Here is a 17,230-nt window from a genome sequence, read left to right as displayed (position 1 = left end):
GCGAGCAAGGTCGCTCTCACAGGCGTTACGTTTAACCTGGGGGAGCGACCTTGCCCGCGAAGGGGGCTTCAATCCAGCCCCAGTTTCTTCAGTCGATAGCGCATCGACCGAAACGAAAGACTCAACCGCTGCGCCGCTGCCGTACGATTCCAGCGGGTTTCTTCCAGTGCCTGCAGAATCAGTTTGCGCTCGACGTTCTCCAGATAGTCCTCCAGGTTGTCGATCTGCGTCAGATCGGCAATCCCGCCCTCGGCTGCACAATTACCTTCACTCAGGCGTAGGTCCTCGGCTTCGATCGTGCGGTTTTCGCACAGGGTGTAGGCGCGTTCGAGAACGTTCTCCAATTCCCGCACGTTGCCCGGAAAACGGTAGTTCTTGAGGGCTTCGAGCGCTTGCGGATGCAAGCGCGCCACTGCTTGGCCGGTACTGGCGGCGAGACGTTTGAGCATGTGCCCAGCCAGCGCCTCGATATCGTCACGACGCTCACGCAGGGATGGCACGCGCAGTTCAATCACGTTCAGCCGGTAATAGAGGTCCTGGCGAAAGCGCTCGGCGGCGACTTCGGCTTCGAGATCCTTGTGTGTGGCGCACAGGACCCGCACATCGACCACGGTTTCCTGCTGACCGCCGACACTGCGCACGGCTTTTTCCTGGATCGCCCGCAGCAGTTTGACCTGCATCGACAGTGGCAAGTCCGCCACTTCGTCGAGGAACAGCGTGCCTCCATGGGCGGCCTGGAACAGGCCCGGCTTGTCCTCCACGGCGCCGGTGAAGCTGCCTTTGCGATGACCGAAGAACTCACTTTCCATCAGTTCCGAGGGGATTGCGCCGCAGTTGACCGGGACAAACGGCTGGCTGGCGCGAGGACCCTGCTCATGAATCAGGTGCGCCACCAGTTCCTTGCCGCTGCCGGACTCGCCGCTGATGTACACCGGCGCCTGGCTGCGGGCGAGTTTGTCGATCTGTTTGCGCAGGTTGCGCATCGGCGGCGAGTCGCCGAGCAGCCGTCGGTCGATCGAGGTGCATACGCCGCCGGCTGCCGGCATGCGCAGCGCGCTGGCAACCAGTTCACGCAGGCGCGTCAGATCCACCGGTTTGGTCAGAAAGTCGAACGCGCCGGCCTTCAGGGCGTTGATTGCGGTTTCGAGACTGCCGTAAGCGGTGATCATCGCCACTGGCAGTTGTGAGTGACGTTGCTGAATGTGCTGGACCAGTTCCAGCCCGGTTCCGTCGGGCAGGCGCATGTCGGTCAGGCACAGGTCGAAACGCTCCCGTTGCAGCAGCGCCCGGGCTTCGCCGAGATTGCGTGCACTGAAGGTATCGAGTTTCATCCGTCCCAGGGTGATTTCCAGGAGTTCGCGAATGTCCGGTTCGTCGTCGACGATGAGGATTTTTTGCCGTGGGCTCGTGTTCAACTTTGTTTCCGTCCGTGAGCAAAGGTGATGCGAAAGCAGCCGCCGCCTTGGCGTGGTTTGAAGTCTAGGCGCGCCTGGTTGCTTTCGCACAGCTCACGGGACAGATAAAGCCCAAGGCCGGTGCCCTGGCTGCTGGTGGTGAAGAACGGTTCGAACAGATGCGTCTGCTGATCCAGCGGCACACCGGGGCCGTTGTCCTGCACTTCGAGCACCGCCAGCTGGCTCGCGGGGTCGATGAACAGCGCCAGCCAGACCTCGGCCCGGTCATGCAGCAGGGCGCTGTGGCGCCAGCCGTTGCGTAACAGATTGTCGAGAATCTGCGTCAGTTGGTTGGGATCCATCAGGGTGCGGAAATCACCCGGTTCGATCCGCAGGTGGATCTGCTGGTGCTCGCTGGCCTGTTCGCGGCTGTCGGCGACGAAATCCCCCAGCCATGGCTTGAGATCCAGCCGTTGCGGCGCACTCTGCTGACGGCGGGACAGTTGCAGGACGTTTTCGATCACTCGGTTCATGCGCTGGGAATGGTCTTGGATGATCTGCGTCAGACGCCGATCCGCGCCGTCGAGTTCCTCCGATTCCTGCAATAGCTGGGCGGCATGACTGATGGCACCCAGCGGGTTGCGGATCTCATGGGCAATGCCGGCGGTCAGGCGCCCGAGCGCGGCGAGTTTCAGTTGCTGGGCCTGCTGGGCGATTTGCGCGAGGTCTTCGAGAAATACCAGGGTCTGCCGGTTGGGACTTTGCTCCAGAGCGATAAAGCTGGGTTGCAGCTCAAGGCCGGTGCCAGCGATTTTCAGGCTCTGAGGGCGCAGGCTGGGGTTGTTCAGCCACAGTTGCAGGCGTTCGACCAGCGCCGTGGAGTAATCGTCGATCAATCGGCCTTCAAGGTGTGATCGCCCAAGCAGGGCCTTGGCGCTGTGGTTGGCCAGTTGCACCCGGCGTTGCTCGTCGAGCACCAGAATTCCGGTGCGCATGCGTTGCAAAATCAGTGCGTTGAGCGCTTCGAGGCCGACCACTTCGCTGGCGCGCTGCTCGGCCAGGGTTTCACTGACTTCCACGCGGCGGATCAACCCTTGCACCAGCAGGGAAGCAGCGAAACACAAGGCGCCGAGGGTGCCGGCCTGCAGGTAATCGTTGGCGCTCAGGGGGTGGCTGAAACCGAGCAGGAAACTCAGCCCGACAATGCCCAGGGCGCCAATCGCCGCGATCAACAGGCCGATGCGCCGACGCAGCAGGGTATTGCTGATGGCGACCGAGGCAATCAGCAAGTTGCCGATGGCACTGGCGACACCCCCGGCTGCGTAGAACAGGCCGGACAGCAGCAGGATGTCGATCAGCGCCAGGCCGAATAACTGCGTCGGGCGGCGGATGTTTTCGAGGAACACCACCAGCAGAATGTTCAGCACCAGATACAGCCAACTGCCATTGCGCAGCAGGTCGTCGTCGGCCGAGGTCAGCAGGCGGTTGTCCATGTTGCTGGAAATCAGCAACACCAGGGTGATGCCGACGCTCAGGCGGTAGAGGTGATAGAGGCGCAGCAGACGCTGAGCCTGTTTGCTGTTGGCGTCGGTGGCCTCAGCGATCACTGGAACCGGGGCCTTGCTCAAGGTGAGCCTGGCTGCAATACCACTGTTGTTGAAGGTTCAGCGCGCGGTCGCGGGGCAGATGTACGCCGCAGTGGGCGCAGCGCACCATGGGGGCGGCGTCTTGCTCGCGCGGCGGTTGGGCGGACGAGGCGGGCGCCTTGAATTTGCGCCACAGCCACAGCGCGGCGGCAATCAGGGCAATCCAGAACAGTAAACGAAGCATGATGGGCGGCTTTTTGGCTAATGATCCGGCAGTTTAGCCAAGGTCCGGACAAGCGCACAGCCCAATAAGATGCGGCAATAAAAAGGGAGATCCGAAGATCTCCCTGTTCATGTCGCTGGCGTTATCAGTCGAACAGACCGAAGGTCATGTAGCTGAAGAACGAGCGGTCGTTGTTGCTGGATTCCGCCTCAGGCTCCGGGATCACGTCGCCGTTTTCGTCTTTCGGCTTGAGCTCGCTCGGGATTGCGTCTTTCGCGTCCTGGAACTGCTTCTGTACGTCCTGGTTGGCGCGGGTTTCTCCCGGCGGCAGCGGCGGACGGGATTCGATCAGGCCCAGGGTGGCCTTGCTCAGCCACGAACGGTTGTCGGCCTCGGCCACCGACGGCACGAACTGGCCATCCTGCAGGCTCGGATGATTCGGGTAGTTGAGCTTCAGGGTTTCCAGACTGGTGGCCGCCAGTTCGTCCAGATGCAGACGCTGGTAGGCTTCGGTCATCACCGCCAGGCCGTCGCCGACCGAAGGGGTTTCCTGGAAGTTTTCCACTACATAGCGGCCACGGTTGGCGGCGGCGACGTAGGCCTGACGGGTCAGGTAGTAGTCGGCCACGTGGATTTCGTAGGCTGCCAGCAGGTTGCGCAGGTAGATCATGCGCTGCTTGGCGTCCGGCGAGTAGCGGCTGTTCGGGTAGCGGCTGGTCAGCTGGGCGAACTCGTTGTAGGAGTCGCGGGCGGCACCCGGGTCACGCTTGGTCATGTCCAGCGGCAGGAAGCGCGCCAGCAGGCCGACGTCCTGGTCGAAAGAGGTCAGACCCTTGAGGTAGTACGCGTAATCCACGTTCGGATGCTGCGGATGCAAACGAATGAAACGCTCGGCGGCGGACTTTGCAGCCTCGGGCTCGGCGTTCTTGTAGTTGGCGTAGATGAGTTCCAGCTGTGCCTGATCGGCGTAGCGACCGAACGGATAACGCGATTCCAGAGCCTTCAGCTTGGCGGTGGCGCTGGTATAGCTGCTGTTATCCAGGTCGTTCTGAGCCTGCTGGTACAGCTCGGCTTCGCTCAGGTTTTCGTCTACGACTTCCTTCGATGAGCAAGCAGCGGTCAATGCGAGGATGGCGATCAGCAGCAGGTGTTTCACTTGCATGGCGGCTTGCGTCCCTATGACGGCCGCTGTCTTGGGCGGGGCCGTCCTGTTATGATGAGCGCCCCGTTGAAAAGCCTCGGGGCAAAAGACGCCGTATTTAACCACAAGCGCGCAGCCGAAACCAAAGGCTGTGCCGACGCCCAGTCCGAGCATGTCCGATAAAATTGAACTTCGCGCAGAGGTGCCGTCCGATTTGGGCGGCCAACGCCTCGATCAAGTCGCCGCCCAACTCTTCGCAGAGCACTCACGCTCGCGCCTTTCCGCCTGGATCAAAGAAGGTCGCCTGACTGTGGACGGCGCGGTCATCCGCCCGCGCGACATCGTGCATGGCGGTGCCGTCCTTGAACTGACCGCCGAGCAGGAAGCCCAGGGCGAGTGGATCGCCCAGGACATCGAGCTCGACATCGTCTATGAAGACGACGACATCCTGGTGATCAACAAGCCTGCGGGCCTGGTGGTGCATCCGGCCGCCGGCCACGCCGATGGCACGCTGCTCAACGCCCTGTTGCATCACGTGCCGGACATCATCAATGTCCCGCGCGCCGGTATCGTCCATCGTCTGGACAAGGACACCACCGGTCTGATGGTGGTGGCCAAGACCATTCAGGCGCAGACAAAACTGGTTGCACAATTGCAGAGCCGCAGCGTCAGCCGGATCTACGAGTGCATCGTGATCGGCGTGGTCACCGCCGGGGGCAAGATCAATGCCCCGATCGGTCGTCACGGCCAGCAGCGCCAGCGCATGGCGGTGATGGAAGGTGGCAAGCCTGCCGTCAGCCACTATCGCGTGCTGGAGCGCTTCCGTTCCCACACCCACGTTCGCGTGAAGCTGGAAACCGGCCGGACCCACCAGATCCGCGTACACATGGCCCACATCAACTTCCCGTTGGTCGGCGATCCGGCGTACGGCGGTCGTTTCCGCATTCCGCCGGCCGCGAGCCAGACCATGGTCGAATCCCTCAAGCACTTCCCGCGTCAGGCCCTGCACGCGCGATTCCTCGAGCTGGATCATCCGACCACCGGTGAGCGCATGAGCTGGGAATCGCCGCTGCCGGAAGATCTGGTCTGGCTGCTGACCCTGCTCAAGCAGGATCGCGAGGCATTCGTCGGATGAACTGGCTGACGCCGGACTGGCCCGCGCCGGCCAGCGTCAAGGCCTGTGTCACCACCCGCGAGGGCGGCGTCAGCGAAGCGCCGTTCGACAGCCTCAATCTCGGCGATCATGTCGATGATCTGCCGCAGGCGGTTGCCGAAAACCGTCGGCGGCTCACTGATCATTTTTCAATCAAGCCTGCCTGGTTGCAGCAGGTCCACGGCATCACCGTGGCTCATGCCGACCCGGGCGTGGTCGCGACCGCCGACGCCAGCTGGACCGCCACGCCGGGCATTGCCTGTGCGGCGATGACGGCGGACTGCCTGCCGGCATTGTTCTGCGACCGCGCCGGTACTCGCGTTGCCGCCGCCCATGCCGGGTGGCGTGGTCTGGCGGCCGGCGTGCTGGAGGCTACCCTCGACAGCCTGCAGGTGCCGGGCGAAGAGGTGCTGGTCTGGCTCGGCCCGGCCATCGGTCCACAAGCCTTCGAGGTCGGCCCGGAAGTGCGGGAAGTCTTCGTCGACCAATTGCCGGAAGCGGCGACGGCTTTCGTCCCGAGCCAAAACCCCGGCAAGTTCATGGCCGACATCTATACGCTGGCGCGCCTGCGTCTGGCGGTTCGCGGTGTCACGGCAGTGTATGGTGGCGGTTTCTGCACCGTCAGCGATCCGCGCTTCTTCTCTTACCGCCGTGCCTCACGCACCGGTCGGTTCGCCTCCCTGGTCTGGCTCACCCGCTAGACTGATCTGCATCAAACGTCTGCCGCTTGAATCTTCCAGAATCGACCGCATCTATAGCGGTATCTGGCAGGTTTCTTCATTCAGGATGGTTCTCAGGTCCGGCCTGCTCAAAAGGAAGGTGACCCATGCGTATAGACCGTTTAACCAGCAAATTACAGTTAGCCTTGTCCGACGCCCAATCCCTGGCCGTCGGCCACGATCATCCGGCCATCGAGCCGGCGCACTTGATGCAGGCCATGCTTGAGCAGCAGGGTGGTTCGATCAAGCCCCTGCTGATGCAGGTCGGCTTTGACGTCAACAGCCTGCGCAAAGAGCTGACCAAAGAGCTCGATCAATTACCGAAAATCCAGAACCCGACCGGCGACGTCAACATGTCGCAGGATCTGGCGCGCCTGCTCAATCAGGCCGATCGCCTGGCCCAGCAGAAGGGCGACCAGTTCATTTCCAGCGAGCTGGTATTGCTCGCCGCCATGGACGAGAACAGCAAGCTCGGCAAGTTGCTGCTCGGCCAGGGTGTGAGCAAGAAGGCGCTGGAGAACGCGATCAACAACCTGCGCGGCGGCGAGGCGGTCAATGACGCCAACCACGAAGAGTCGCGTCAGGCCCTGGATAAATGCACTGTCGACCTGACCAAGCGCGCCGAAGACGGCAAGCTCGATCCGGTGATCGGCCGTGACGACGAAATCCGCCGCACCATTCAGGTTCTGCAGCGCCGTACCAAGAACAATCCGGTGCTGATCGGTGAACCGGGTGTGGGCAAGACCGCGATCGCCGAAGGTCTGGCGCAGCGGATCATCAATGGCGAAGTGCCGGATGGCCTGCGCGGCAAACGTCTGTTGTCCCTCGATATGGGGGCACTGATTGCCGGCGCCAAGTATCGCGGCGAGTTCGAAGAGCGCCTGAAAGCGCTGCTCAACGAACTGTCGAAGCAGGAAGGGCAGATCATTCTGTTCATCGACGAACTGCACACCATGGTCGGCGCCGGCAAGGGCGAAGGCTCGATGGATGCGGGCAACATGCTCAAACCGGCCCTGGCCCGTGGCGAGTTGCATTGCGTCGGTGCGACCACGCTCAACGAGTACCGCCAATATATAGAGAAGGACGCGGCTCTCGAGCGGCGCTTCCAGAAAGTGCTGGTGGACGAGCCGAGCGAGGAAGACACCATTGCGATCCTGCGTGGCCTCAAGGAGCGCTACGAGGTTCACCATAAAGTGGCGATCACCGACGGCGCGATCATCGCGGCGGCGAAGCTTAGCCATCGCTATATCACTGACCGGCAGTTGCCGGACAAGGCCATCGACCTGATCGACGAAGCGGCCAGCCGCATCCGTATGGAAATCGACTCCAAGCCGGAAGTGCTGGATCGTCTGGAGCGTCGCCTGATTCAGTTGAAGGTGGAGTCCCAGGCGCTGAAGAAAGAAAGCGACGACGCGGCGAAGAAACGCCTGGAAAAACTCCAGGAGGAAATCGACCGCCACGAGCGTGAGTATTCGGATCTGGAAGAAGTCTGGAACTCGGAGAAAGCCGAGGTGCAGGGTTCTGCGCAGATTCAACAGAAGATCGAACAGTCCCGCCAGGAACTGGAAGCCGCCCGCCGCAAGGGCGACCTGAACCGCATGGCCGAACTTCAGTACGGGGTGATCCCGGATCTGGAGCGCAGCCTGCAAATGGTCGACCAGCACGGCAAGAGCGAGAACCAGTTGCTGCGCAGCAAGGTGACCGAAGAGGAAATTGCCGAGGTCGTGTCGAAGTGGACCGGCATCCCCGTATCGAAAATGCTCGAAGGCGAGCGCGACAAACTGATGAAGATGGAAAGCCTGTTGCATCAGCGCGTGATCGGGCAGGACGAAGCGGTGGTGGCGGTGGCCAACGCAGTACGGCGCTCGCGCGCGGGGTTGTCGGACCCGAATCGTCCGAGCGGCTCGTTCATGTTCCTCGGCCCGACCGGTGTCGGTAAAACCGAGTTGTGCAAGGCGCTGGCCGAGTTCCTCTTCGATACCGAAGAGGCGATGGTGCGGATCGACATGTCCGAATTCATGGAGAAACATTCCGTGGCGCGGCTGATCGGTGCGCCACCGGGATACGTCGGTTATGAAGAGGGCGGTTATCTGACCGAAGCGGTACGGCGCAAGCCTTACTCGGTGATCCTCCTGGATGAAGTCGAGAAGGCTCACCCGGATGTGTTCAACATCCTCCTGCAAGTGCTGGAGGATGGCCGCCTGACCGACAGCCACGGGCGCACGGTGGATTTCCGCAATACCGTGATCGTCATGACCTCCAACCTGGGTTCGATGCAGATCCAGGAGCTGGTCGGAGATCGTGAGGCGCAACGTGCGGCGGTGATGGATGCGATTTCCACGCACTTCCGTCCGGAATTCATCAACCGGGTCGACGAAGTGGTGATCTTCGAGCCGTTGGCGCGGGATCAGATTGCCGGCATCACCGAGATCCAGCTGGGCCGTCTGCGCAGCCGTCTGGCCGAGCGCGAGCTGAAGCTGGAACTGAGCCCGGAAGCAATGGACAAGCTGATTGCCGTCGGTTACGACCCGGTCTATGGCGCACGGCCGCTGAAACGGGCGATCCAGCGCTGGATCGAGAACCCGTTGGCGCAGTTGATCCTGTCGGGGCGTTTCCTGCCGGGCGAGACTGCTCAGGGTGTCGTGGAGAACGACGAGATCACATTCAACTGATACTCGACGGTGTAAAAACAGGAAGGCCTCGCTTTGCGAGGCCTTTTTTTCGTTAGGCTGTTGAACTCTAAGGAAAAGGCTTGTAAAGTGCGCCCCGCAGTCAGTCACCCACAAGGTTTCAGCTCACTGGGCAGAAATCTGAAATAAGTTGCAAATCATTAACTTGAAAGCGATTTAGGGGGTTGACAGAGGTGTTCTAGGTTGTAGAATAGCGCGCCTCAGACACACGAACGCAGCGATGCGAACGGGTGGCAGAGGTGAGGCAAGCCTCACAGTTGTAACTTGAAATATGTTGTTCCGTGATAGCTCAGTCGGTAGAGCAAATGACTGTTAATCATTGGGTCCCAGGTTCGAGTCCTGGTCACGGAGCCAATTTCAAACCGGGGTATAGCGCAGTCCGGTAGCGCGCCTGCTTTGGGAGCAGGATGTCAGGAGTTCGAATCCCCTTACCCCGACCATTTTTGGGTCGTTAGCTCAGTTGGTAGAGCAGTTGGCTTTTAACCAATTGGTCGTAGGTTCGAATCCCACACGACCCACCATTTTTGAAACCAGGTAACACTGGAATCGAATCTTAAGATCAGAGGCCAAAAGCGCTGATCGAGGAAGGCGACTGAAAGGTCGCCTTTTTTTTACCGGGGTATAGCGCAGTCCGGTAGCGCGCCTGCTTTGGGAGCAGGATGTCAGGAGTTCGAATCCCCTTACCCCGACCATATTAAAAATCCTCGTATCGAAAGATACGGGGATTTTTTTTGTCCCGAAAAAGTGAAGTTTCATTCAAGTCGTCGTACAACATGCCGATAGCCCGCTAACAAAAGGGGCCTGCCGGGTCATTCGCCCCTTTGAATCTGGCCATTACAAGAAAAAGGGCGTTCTTCATGTTGCTTCGTCAGTTGAATATTGCTCCCCGTGCCGCACTGGGTTTCGCCCTGATCGCGGTGCTGGTGGCGTTGCTCGGGGTGTTTTCGCTGGGGCAGATGTCGAGCATCCGCGACAGCGAAGTCGCGGTGGAAACCCAATGGCTGCCCAGCATCCGTGGGGGCGACGAGATCCGCGAGATCATGTTGCGCATCCGCACCATCTCCCTGCGCATGGCGCTGGATCCCGATCCGAAGAACGTCGCCACTTACCGCAGCCAGATGGACACCCGTGACAAGGAGTTGAGCGAGAAAATCGCTGCCTACGACAAACTGGTGGTCACCCCCGAAGGCAAGCAGATATATGACCAGTTCAAGAAAACCTTCGCCGCCTACCGTTCCGGCATCGCCCAATCCTTTGTCCTCGCCGAGCAGGGCAAGCGTGACGAGCTGACCAAGCTGCTGCTGGTCGACATGAAGACCGTGGTCGACGGTTCCGGCAAGCAGCTCAGCGACCTGGCGGATCTGTTCGCCAAACAGGTCGCCGCTGAGAGCGAGAACTCTGCTGCCCACTACGCAACCTCACGCACCATCGTCAGCCTGTTCATTGCCCTGGCGGCGCTCGCCACCGTGGCTCTGGCGATGTTGCTCACGCGCAGCATCGTGCGCCCGCTGAGCAACGCCGTGAGCGCAGCCGAGAGCGTGGCGAACGGCGATCTCACCCGGCCCATCGAAACCCATGGCAATGACGAGGTCAGCCGTCTGCTCAAGGCGCTGGCGACCATGCAACAGAATCTGCGCGAAACCCTGCAGGGCATCAGCGGTTCGGCCACGCAACTGGCGACTGCCGCTGATGAACTGAATGCCGTGACCCTCGACAGTACTCAGGGGCTGCAGCAACAGAACAACGAGATCGAGCAGGCGGCGACCGCCGTCAACGAGATGACCACCGCGGTGGAAGAAGTCGCGCGCAATGCCGTTTCGACCTCCGATGCAACCCGACAGTCCAGCGAGTCGGCGCATCTGGGGCAGGAGCGCGTGAGTGAAACCGCCAGCGCGATCAATGCTCTGGCCAGCGACGTGGAGCACACCGGCGGGTTGGTGCAGGCTCTGGCGAACCAGTCTCAGGACATCGGCAAAGTACTGGATGTGATTCGCGCCATTGCCGAGCAGACCAACCTGCTGGCGCTCAATGCGGCGATCGAGGCCGCGCGTGCCGGGGAAAGCGGGCGTGGTTTTGCCGTGGTTGCCGATGAGGTGCGCGCGCTGGCGTATCGCACGCAACAATCGACGCAAGAGATCGAGCAGATGGTGCAAGGCATGCGCAACGGTTCGAGCCTGGCGCTCGATTCGATGCAGGCCAGCGCTTCGCGGGCCGCCACCACGCTGGTTCTGGCCGAGCGCGCCGGCGAAGCGCTGCAGACCATCACGGCTTCGGTACACGAGATTCATGAACGCAATCTGGTGATCGCCAGCGCCGCCGAAGAACAGGCGCAAGTGGCGCGGGAAGTGGATCGCAATCTGGTGAACATTCGCGATCTGTCGGTGCGCTCTGCAGCGGGTGCCGATCAGACCAGTGCCTCCAGCCACGAACTGTCGCAACTGGCCAATGCCCTGCAAGGCCTGGTACGGCGCTTCCAGTTGTAACTTCGGCCGATGTGAAAAAGCCGCGCCTTTCGAGAGAAAGCCGCGGCTTGGTTTTTTCCGGAGTTGAAAGGCAATCAGGCGCCGTCTTGATCTTTCAGATGTTCAAACAGGCCTTTGGGCATTTTCTTGCCATTGGCTTCGAAGTTGGCTTTGACGTTGTTGTACGCCTCTTGCTCGTCGATAAAGCCGTCGTGGTTGGTGTCGATCTTGTCGAAGTCGGACTTCGGCGCGACTTTCAGGAATTCGGCACGGGAGACTTTACCGTCGCCATCGGTGTCGGTTTTGGCCATCGACGCATCGCCGCATTTGCCTTCACCACATTTGCCTTCCGGGGTTTTCACCGAAGTTTCCGCCGAGGCGACCATGTAGCCCTGGGTCAGCGGCTGCGCGGCGAACACCGAGCCCGAGAGCATCAGGCCACCGGCCAGGACAGCGCCGACCAGGCCAATGGAGTTCTTGGTAGGTTTCGAAGTACGGGACATTGCATTCTCCTTCGGTTGCACAGCGCAACCACGCGTTTGGGATTAGCCGGAGCCGTTGTGCTCGGGTGTGGCCATTAGGCGGGGGCGGTGTATCGCGTCTGTGTCGTGCAGCGGGGGAGTTTGTAAGCGAAGGTGGGAAAGGTGGGGCGGGATACAGTAGGAAACAGATCTTCAGGGTTTGTGCTGTTCAAACAATTGTGCGAACGGGGTTGCTCGCGAATGCAGGGGGCGGCAATTCATTACTGTCTGCCCCGGCGCTTTGGCGAGCAACCCCGCTCCCACGGGGTTTACATCAGTGCAGCTTCAGGCGTGGCTCGGTGCCGCGTCCGATCTTGCTGCCCAGCATCAGCATGGCCGTGCGGAACGGTCCGTACAACGCCATCTGGTGCATGCGGTACAGCGACACGTAGAACATCCGCGCCAGCCAGCCTTCGAGCATCACGCTGCCGGTCAGGTTGCCCATCAGGTTACCCACGGCGGAGAAACGTGACAGCGAAATCAGCGAGCCGTAGTCGGTGTACTTGTACTCCGGCAGGGACTTGCCCTCGATGCGCAGTTTCAGCGATTTGGCCAGCAGCGACGCCTGTTGGTGCGCGGCTTGCGCGCGTGGCGGCACATTGCGGTCGGAACCGGGTTGCGGGCACGCGGCGCAGTCGCCGAAGGCGAAGATGTTTTCGTCGCGGGTGGTCTGCAAGGTCGGCAGCACTTGCAGTTGATTGATGCGATTGGTTTCCAGACCGTCGATGTCCTTGAGGAAACCCGGCGCGCGAATACCGGCGGCCCAGACTTTCAGGCTGGCCTTGATTTCGTTGCCGTCGGCGGTGATCAGGCTGTCGGCGGTGACTTCGCTGACCGACGCGTTGGTCATCACGTTGACCCCGAGTTTCTCCAGGGTCTTGTGGACCGGGCCGCTGATTCGCTCCGGCAGGGCAGGCAGCACCCGTGGCCCGGCTTCGATCAGGGTGATGTGCATGTTCTCCGGTTTGATCCGGTCGAGGCCGTAGGCCGCCAGTTCATGCGCAGCGTTGTGCAGTTCCGCTGCCAGCTCGACCCCGGTCGCACCGGCGCCGACGATTGCCACGCTGATCTGCGCGACATCGTCGTTCTGTCCGGCGTGAGCGCGCAGGTAGTGGTTGAGCAGCTGCTGGTGGAAGCGCTCTGCCTGTTTGCGGGTGTCGAGGAACAGGCAATGCTGCGCCGCGCCCTGGGTGCCGAAGTCGTTGGTGGTGCTGCCGACCGAAATCACCAGCGAGTCGTAAGGCACTTCCCGCGCCGGTACGAGTTCGACGCCGTTTTCGTCGTAGGTGGCGGCAAGCTGGATTTTCTTCTGCGCGCGATCGAGCCCGCTCATGCGCCCGAGCTGGAACTCGAAGTGGTTCCATTTGGCCTGGGCGACATAGTTGAGTTCATCTTCGGAAGAGTTCAGCGATCCGGCGGCCACTTCGTGCAACAGCGGTTTCCAGATGTGGGTCAGGTTGGCGTCGACCAGCATCACGCTGGCAATGCCACGCTTGCCCAGAGTCTTACCCAGACGGGTAGCCAACTCCAGACCGCCGGCGCCGCCGCCGACAATGACAATACGATGGGACATGGGGATAACTCGCAAGGCTAAAAGAAATCGGTGCGGTCACCCGAGCGAGCGCGATGCTGCTCATAGCGTCAGGTAACTGATAAATCGGCTCAACAGGCCCAGACCAATGGTCACTGCCAGTACCAGCACCAGGAGCATCCACGGCCGGAAAGGCCGGCGCTCGACACGGTGTTGGGACAATTGCAGGTACTCTTCGACATGCTTCTGGTCTTCGGGGTTCAGGCGGCTGGTCATAAAGGCCTCGTCAGGGATAGACGTTGCTGAATGCGCAGACGTTACAGCGTTTTGTCTGCGGGCGTTGAACGGCGCATGTCATCCGGGCGAATGATTGCGCTTTTGTAACATCCGGCCGGCAATCGCGCCATCCTGCTAGAGGCTGATACCGACGTCGAACACGATGCTGCGGCCGAGGTTGCTGCGCAGAAAATCCGGTGCATCCGGATGGGCGAACAGCACGCGGGCGAACGTCGGGCCGACCAGCGACAACGAGCGCCAGCCCTGACGCAAATATTCGGTCGGCGGTGGAAAGTGGCTGTTCAGATCCAGCACTTCGCGCTTGAGGCTGGCGAAGGCGATGATGTCCAGCTCCCCCAGATCCATGCCGCGCTCCTTGTAGTTGTGCGCTTTTTTGCGCAGGGTCGGCGCCAGTCTGAGCAGAAATTCATTGGCCGGAATCCGCCGTGGCTTGGCTTCGCGCCGCACCAGTTGGCTGAGGGAAAACGCACTGCGCCGGCGTTGCAACTCGTCGCGCCATTCGTCGTTGAGGCGTCGCCCCTCATCGAGCACGAAAAACACTTCGAAATTGGCATCACGGAACAACACGTCCGGCGGCTCCCCGGCGGGGGCAAATTCGTCGGCGCGGTACGGAATGTTCAAGCCTTGCAGCAGGCGCTGGCAGACCCAACGCTCACGCTCCCATTTGCGGGCATTGGACAGGAACGCGTTGGCTTGCTCGGCCGCGATGGTCAGCAGGCGTAGGTAATCTGAGTCATCCATAGGCCCAAGCTTAGCGTTCAAATGCGACAAGCAGAAAATTTGCGCAGGCGTGCGGTGTAGACTGCGACGAATCACCCCTGTAGGGGAATTGGTCAGGGAGGAGTCATGATCGGTGCTGAACTGCTGTCGTCCACGAGCCTGACACTGGGCTGGCTGGTCTACCTGCCAGTGCTGGTCTGGGCGGTCTGCCGCGCTCCGTGGGTCGAATTGTTCAGTGACAATCGGCGTCAGCATTTGTTGTTCGGGACGGTATTTGCACTGTTTCTGTTGTGGCTGGTGCGCAGGGATTTCGACACTGGCGTGTCTTACCATTTCATCGGCATGACGGCGGTGACGCTGTTGCTCGACTGGCCGCTGGCAATCGTCGGCGGGTTGGTGGCGCAACTCGGCCTGGTACTGCTCGGCCGGCAGGATCTGGCGGCCCTCGGGGTCAACGGGGCGTTGTTCATTTTGCTGCCGGTGTTGATCACTGAATGCCTGGCGATCCTGGTCGAGCGGGCGCAGCCGCGTAATCCGTTTGTGTATATCTTCTGTTCCGGGTTCTTTGCCGCCGCGCTCTCGGCGTTGCTGTGCCTGACGCTGAGCCTGACCCTGCTGTGGTACGACGGCCTGTTCGCCATGCCCGAATGGCTTGAGGACTTCATCGGTTACCTGTGGCTGCTGATTTTTCCCGAAGCGTTCATCAACGGCATGGTGGTCAGCGCGCTGGTGGTGTTTTGCCCGGAATGGCTGGAGACCTTCAACCGCACCCGCTACCTTTCAGCGCCCTGGAAAGACGACGATCGCGATTCTTGATCCACATCAATCACACCGCGCGCGCGGCATTTCATGCTCGGCCAAATCCCTTCAGGAGCAGCGACATGAGTGTTTACGAGTGGGCGAGGCAGGAAACCCGGCAAAGTCTGGAGATGGCGCAGGAGGTGGGGTTCGATCCGGGCCTGAGCCTGCGCGCCTTGCTCAGTGCGGTGGTGCAGCAGAGCAAGGCGGTGCGCAACGCCGAAGACCTGGCCGACGAGTTGCGCTTTCTGGCGGAAAACCTCGACGACGATCAGGACTACGGCTTTATGCGGCCCTGAGCGGGATCAGTGGCGCGGGTCGAAATCGCTGGAAAACAGTTCGTCTTCGGCATCCGGGGCGACCGGAATCTTGTGATCTTCGGCAGCCCAGGCACCGAGGTCGATCAGCTTGCAGCGATCCGAGCAGAACGGGCGGAATGTGTTCTCGGGAATGAATTCCACCGGCGCGCCGCAGGTCGGGCAGTTGACGGTTGGGGTCTGGCTCATGATCGGCCTCCACTTAAAGTCAGGTAAAAATCGTGCAGACGCTCCACCTCGCCGTGCAGCCAGGCGAGGTCGCGGTCGTTGACCACCACGTCATCGGCATGGCTCACGCGGTCTTCACGGCTCGATTGCGCCTTGAGGATCGCCTGAACCTGCTGCTCGCTGGTCTGGTCACGTTGCAGGGTGCGTTCGATCTGTAATTGTTGCGGGGCGTCGATCACCAGGATCCGTTGGGTCATCGCGTATTGCCCTGATTCGATCAACAGCGGCGAAACCAGAATCGCGTAAGGCGATTTTGCCTGCGCCAGGTGATGAGCGATTTCCTCGGCGATCAACGGATGCAGCAAGGCTTCGAGCCAGCGCCGCTCTTGCGGCACTTCGAAAATCAGTTTGCGCAGGGCCGCGCGGTCCAGTGTGCCGTCGGCCTGCAAGACGCCGGGGCCGAAATGCTCGGCGATTTTCGCCAGCGCCGGGCGCCCCGGTTCGACCACCCAGCGCGCCGCGTGATCGGCGTCGACCACATGGATGCCGAGGTCGATGAAGTGCTGCGCGGCCGCGCTTTTGCCGCTGCCAATGCCGCCGGTCAGGCCGAGAATCCAGGGTTTTTCCACAGGGGTATTCATTTCAAACCGACAAACTGCCAATAGAAGTCGGTTATTTGACCACCCCAGAGCAAGGCAATCCAGCCGGCAATTGCCAGATAGGGACCAAAGGGGATGGGCGTCGATGTGTTCTGCTCGCGCAGCTTGAGCAAAATCACCCCGAGAATGGCCCCCACCAACGATGAGAGCAGGACGGTCAACGGCAGGATCTGCCAGCCGCCCCAGGCCCCCAAGAGGCCCAGCAGCTTGAAGTCGCCGTGACCGATGCCGTCCTTGCCGGTCAGCAGTTTGAACAGCCAGAACACCGACCACAGCGCCATGTAACCCGCCACCGCGCCCCACAGCGCCTCATGCAGCGAGACGAACACCCCGAAGCTGTTGACGATCAGCCCCAGCCACAGCAGCGGCAGCACCAGCACATCGGGCAGCAATCCGACGTCGATGTCGATCAGGCTCATCGCCAGCAAGCCCCAGGTCAGGACGATCAACAGGCAGGCGGCCCAGCCGAAACCCAAATGCCAGGCAATGAAGGCCGAGAGCAGGCCGCAGGCCAGTTCGGTCAGTGGATAACGCTTGCTGATCGGCGCGGCGCACGCCGAGCAACGTCCACGCAACCACAGGTAACTGAGCAGCGGAATGTTTTCCCACGCGCGGATACGGTGGGCGCAATGCGGGCATTGCGAATGCGGCAGCATCAGGTTGTAGGTGGGCAGTGGCGTTTCGCCGGGCAGGCCGAGGACATCGCGGGCCTGCTGGCGCCAGTCGCGCTCAAGCATTTTCGGCAGGCGCCAGACCAGCACGTTGAGGAAACTGCCGACCACCAGCCCTACGAGCAGGGCGGTGAAGACAAAAGCCAACGGATACACACTGAAGAGTTCGTCGACAGGCAT

The 17,230-nt window shown here is 61.2% G+C and carries 17 protein-coding genes and 4 tRNA genes; 10 read left to right on the top strand and 11 right to left on the bottom strand.

Going from position 1 to position 17,230, the window contains the following annotated elements:
• Positions 1–68: 68 nt before the first annotated feature.
• The 4 genes from KVQ74_RS05805 to KVQ74_RS05790 form a co-directional block, all read right to left on the bottom strand.
• Positions 69–1,415 (bottom strand): sigma-54-dependent transcriptional regulator, encoded by a 1,347-nt coding sequence (locus tag KVQ74_RS05805; protein WP_217830044.1) that lies wholly within the window; start codon positions 1,413–1,415, stop codon positions 69–71.
• The gene (locus KVQ74_RS05800; RefSeq protein WP_217830295.1) at positions 1,412–3,001 is read right to left on the bottom strand and encodes a sensor histidine kinase; all 1,590 of its coding nucleotides are present in this window, start codon (positions 2,999–3,001) and stop codon (positions 1,412–1,414) included. Before KVQ74_RS05800 ends, KVQ74_RS05805 begins: the two co-directional genes overlap by 4 nt.
• Positions 2,991–3,224: a PP0621 family protein gene (locus KVQ74_RS05795; RefSeq protein ID WP_217830043.1), complete on the bottom strand. Its 234-nt coding sequence runs from the start codon at positions 3,222–3,224 to the stop codon at positions 2,991–2,993. Before KVQ74_RS05795 ends, KVQ74_RS05800 begins: the two co-directional genes overlap by 11 nt.
• 124 nt (positions 3,225–3,348) lie before the next feature.
• Entirely contained in the window at positions 3,349–4,365 is a 1,017-nt protein-coding gene (locus KVQ74_RS05790; protein ID WP_217830042.1) for an outer membrane protein assembly factor BamD, read from the bottom strand.
• 151 nt (positions 4,366–4,516) lie between these two features.
• Here KVQ74_RS05790 and rluD point away from each other — a divergent pair, with 151 nt between their 5' ends.
• The 8 genes from rluD (at position 4,517) to KVQ74_RS05750 (ending at position 11,389) form a co-directional block, all read left to right on the top strand.
• Positions 4,517–5,479: a 23S rRNA pseudouridine(1911/1915/1917) synthase RluD gene (gene rluD / locus KVQ74_RS05785; protein ID WP_217830041.1), complete on the top strand. Its 963-nt coding sequence runs from the start codon at positions 4,517–4,519 to the stop codon at positions 5,477–5,479.
• Positions 5,476–6,198 carry a peptidoglycan editing factor PgeF gene (gene pgeF, locus KVQ74_RS05780; protein WP_217830040.1) on the top strand — a complete coding sequence of 241 codons (723 nt, stop codon included), beginning with the start codon at positions 5,476–5,478 and terminating at the stop codon, positions 6,196–6,198. The genes rluD and pgeF overlap by 4 nt, the downstream gene beginning before the upstream one ends.
• A 125-nt stretch (positions 6,199–6,323) precedes the next feature.
• Positions 6,324–8,888 (top strand): ATP-dependent chaperone ClpB, encoded by a 2,565-nt coding sequence (gene clpB / locus KVQ74_RS05775; protein WP_217830039.1) that lies wholly within the window; start codon positions 6,324–6,326, stop codon positions 8,886–8,888.
• A 296-nt stretch (positions 8,889–9,184) separates the two neighbouring features.
• Positions 9,185–9,260 (top strand) — tRNA-Asn (locus KVQ74_RS05770).
• Between the two features lie 9 nt (positions 9,261–9,269).
• Positions 9,270–9,346 (top strand) — tRNA-Pro (locus KVQ74_RS05765).
• A 5-nt stretch (positions 9,347–9,351) separates the two neighbouring features.
• Positions 9,352–9,427, top strand: a tRNA-Lys gene (locus tag KVQ74_RS05760).
• Between the two features lie 94 nt (positions 9,428–9,521).
• Positions 9,522–9,598: transfer RNA gene (locus tag KVQ74_RS05755), tRNA-Pro, on the top strand.
• 165 nt (positions 9,599–9,763) lie between these two features.
• A complete protein-coding gene (locus KVQ74_RS05750) occupies positions 9,764–11,389 on the top strand; it encodes a methyl-accepting chemotaxis protein (protein WP_217830038.1) in 1,626 nt (541 codons plus the stop codon).
• 74 nt (positions 11,390–11,463) lie between these two features.
• On the opposite strand, the gene KVQ74_RS05745 is transcribed toward KVQ74_RS05750, so the two are convergent.
• From KVQ74_RS05745 to KVQ74_RS05730, 4 genes are all read right to left on the bottom strand, one after another.
• Positions 11,464–11,871, bottom strand: coding sequence for an HvfA family oxazolone/thioamide-modified RiPP metallophore (locus KVQ74_RS05745; protein ID WP_217830037.1), 408 nt, complete (start codon positions 11,869–11,871; stop codon positions 11,464–11,466).
• Between the two features lie 292 nt (positions 11,872–12,163).
• Complete coding sequence (locus KVQ74_RS05740) at positions 12,164–13,462, bottom strand: NAD(P)/FAD-dependent oxidoreductase (protein ID WP_217830036.1); 1,299 nt, start codon at positions 13,460–13,462, stop codon at positions 12,164–12,166.
• 60 nt (positions 13,463–13,522) lie between these two features.
• Positions 13,523–13,696, bottom strand: coding sequence for a DUF3094 domain-containing protein (locus KVQ74_RS05735; protein ID WP_007909875.1), 174 nt, complete (start codon positions 13,694–13,696; stop codon positions 13,523–13,525).
• Between the two features lie 135 nt (positions 13,697–13,831).
• Positions 13,832–14,458 carry a DUF1780 domain-containing protein gene (locus tag KVQ74_RS05730; RefSeq protein WP_003228301.1) on the bottom strand — a complete coding sequence of 209 codons (627 nt, stop codon included), beginning with the start codon at positions 14,456–14,458 and terminating at the stop codon, positions 13,832–13,834.
• A gap of 105 nt (positions 14,459–14,563) precedes the next feature.
• On the opposite strand from KVQ74_RS05730, the gene KVQ74_RS05725 reads away from it, so the two are divergent.
• Both KVQ74_RS05725 and KVQ74_RS05720 read left to right on the top strand, forming a co-directional pair.
• Positions 14,564–15,253, top strand: a complete 690-nt coding sequence (locus KVQ74_RS05725) for an energy-coupling factor ABC transporter permease (RefSeq protein WP_217830035.1) — start codon at positions 14,564–14,566, stop codon at positions 15,251–15,253.
• Positions 15,254–15,318: 65 nt separating this feature from the next.
• Positions 15,319–15,534, top strand: coding sequence for a hypothetical protein (locus KVQ74_RS05720; protein ID WP_007959584.1), 216 nt, complete (start codon positions 15,319–15,321; stop codon positions 15,532–15,534).
• Positions 15,535–15,540: 6 nt separating this feature from the next.
• Here KVQ74_RS05720 and yacG read toward each other — a convergent pair whose 3' ends face one another.
• The 3 genes from yacG to KVQ74_RS05705 are packed head-to-tail and all read right to left on the bottom strand — an operon-like array spanning position 15,541 to position 17,230.
• Positions 15,541–15,741, bottom strand: coding sequence for a DNA gyrase inhibitor YacG (gene yacG, locus KVQ74_RS05715; protein WP_217830034.1), 201 nt, complete (start codon positions 15,739–15,741; stop codon positions 15,541–15,543).
• Complete coding sequence (gene coaE / locus KVQ74_RS05710) at positions 15,738–16,361, bottom strand: dephospho-CoA kinase (RefSeq protein WP_217830033.1); 624 nt, start codon at positions 16,359–16,361, stop codon at positions 15,738–15,740. The genes yacG and coaE overlap by 4 nt, the downstream gene beginning before the upstream one ends.
• Complete coding sequence (locus tag KVQ74_RS05705; RefSeq protein ID WP_217830032.1) at positions 16,358–17,230, bottom strand: prepilin peptidase; 873 nt, start codon at positions 17,228–17,230, stop codon at positions 16,358–16,360. The genes coaE and KVQ74_RS05705 overlap by 4 nt, the downstream gene beginning before the upstream one ends.

The organism is Pseudomonas botevensis, assembly GCF_019145475.1.
GTDB classification, from domain to species: domain Bacteria; phylum Pseudomonadota; class Gammaproteobacteria; order Pseudomonadales; family Pseudomonadaceae; genus Aquipseudomonas; species Aquipseudomonas botevensis.
Note: the sequence above shows the minus strand (reverse complement) of the source record. Positions and strands in the feature narration are given on the sequence as shown.

Coding starts and splice junctions, on each gene's coding strand:
- KVQ74_RS05725 (WP_217830035.1), top strand. CDS start 14,564: ATGATCGGTGCTGAACTGCTGTCGTCCACGAGCCTGACACTGGGCTGG.
- KVQ74_RS05795 (WP_217830043.1), bottom strand. CDS start 3,224: ATGCTTCGTTTACTGTTCTGGATTGCCCTGATTGCCGCCGCGCTGTGG.
- yacG (WP_217830034.1), bottom strand. CDS start 15,741: ATGAGCCAGACCCCAACCGTCAACTGCCCGACCTGCGGCGCGCCGGTG.
- KVQ74_RS05720 (WP_007959584.1), top strand. CDS start 15,319: ATGAGTGTTTACGAGTGGGCGAGGCAGGAAACCCGGCAAAGTCTGGAG.
- KVQ74_RS05735 (WP_007909875.1), bottom strand. CDS start 13,696: ATGACCAGCCGCCTGAACCCCGAAGACCAGAAGCATGTCGAAGAGTAC.
- clpB (WP_217830039.1), top strand. CDS start 6,324: ATGCGTATAGACCGTTTAACCAGCAAATTACAGTTAGCCTTGTCCGAC.
- KVQ74_RS05750 (WP_217830038.1), top strand. CDS start 9,764: ATGTTGCTTCGTCAGTTGAATATTGCTCCCCGTGCCGCACTGGGTTTC.
- KVQ74_RS05730 (WP_003228301.1), bottom strand. CDS start 14,458: ATGGATGACTCAGATTACCTACGCCTGCTGACCATCGCGGCCGAGCAA.
- KVQ74_RS05705 (WP_217830032.1), bottom strand. CDS start 17,230: ATGCCTGTCGACGAACTCTTCAGTGTGTATCCGTTGGCTTTTGTCTTC.
- rluD (WP_217830041.1), top strand. CDS start 4,517: ATGTCCGATAAAATTGAACTTCGCGCAGAGGTGCCGTCCGATTTGGGC.
- KVQ74_RS05790 (WP_217830042.1), bottom strand. CDS start 4,365: ATGCAAGTGAAACACCTGCTGCTGATCGCCATCCTCGCATTGACCGCT.
- KVQ74_RS05740 (WP_217830036.1), bottom strand. CDS start 13,462: ATGTCCCATCGTATTGTCATTGTCGGCGGCGGCGCCGGCGGTCTGGAG.
- coaE (WP_217830033.1), bottom strand. CDS start 16,361: ATGAATACCCCTGTGGAAAAACCCTGGATTCTCGGCCTGACCGGCGGC.
- pgeF (WP_217830040.1), top strand. CDS start 5,476: ATGAACTGGCTGACGCCGGACTGGCCCGCGCCGGCCAGCGTCAAGGCC.
- KVQ74_RS05745 (WP_217830037.1), bottom strand. CDS start 11,871: ATGTCCCGTACTTCGAAACCTACCAAGAACTCCATTGGCCTGGTCGGC.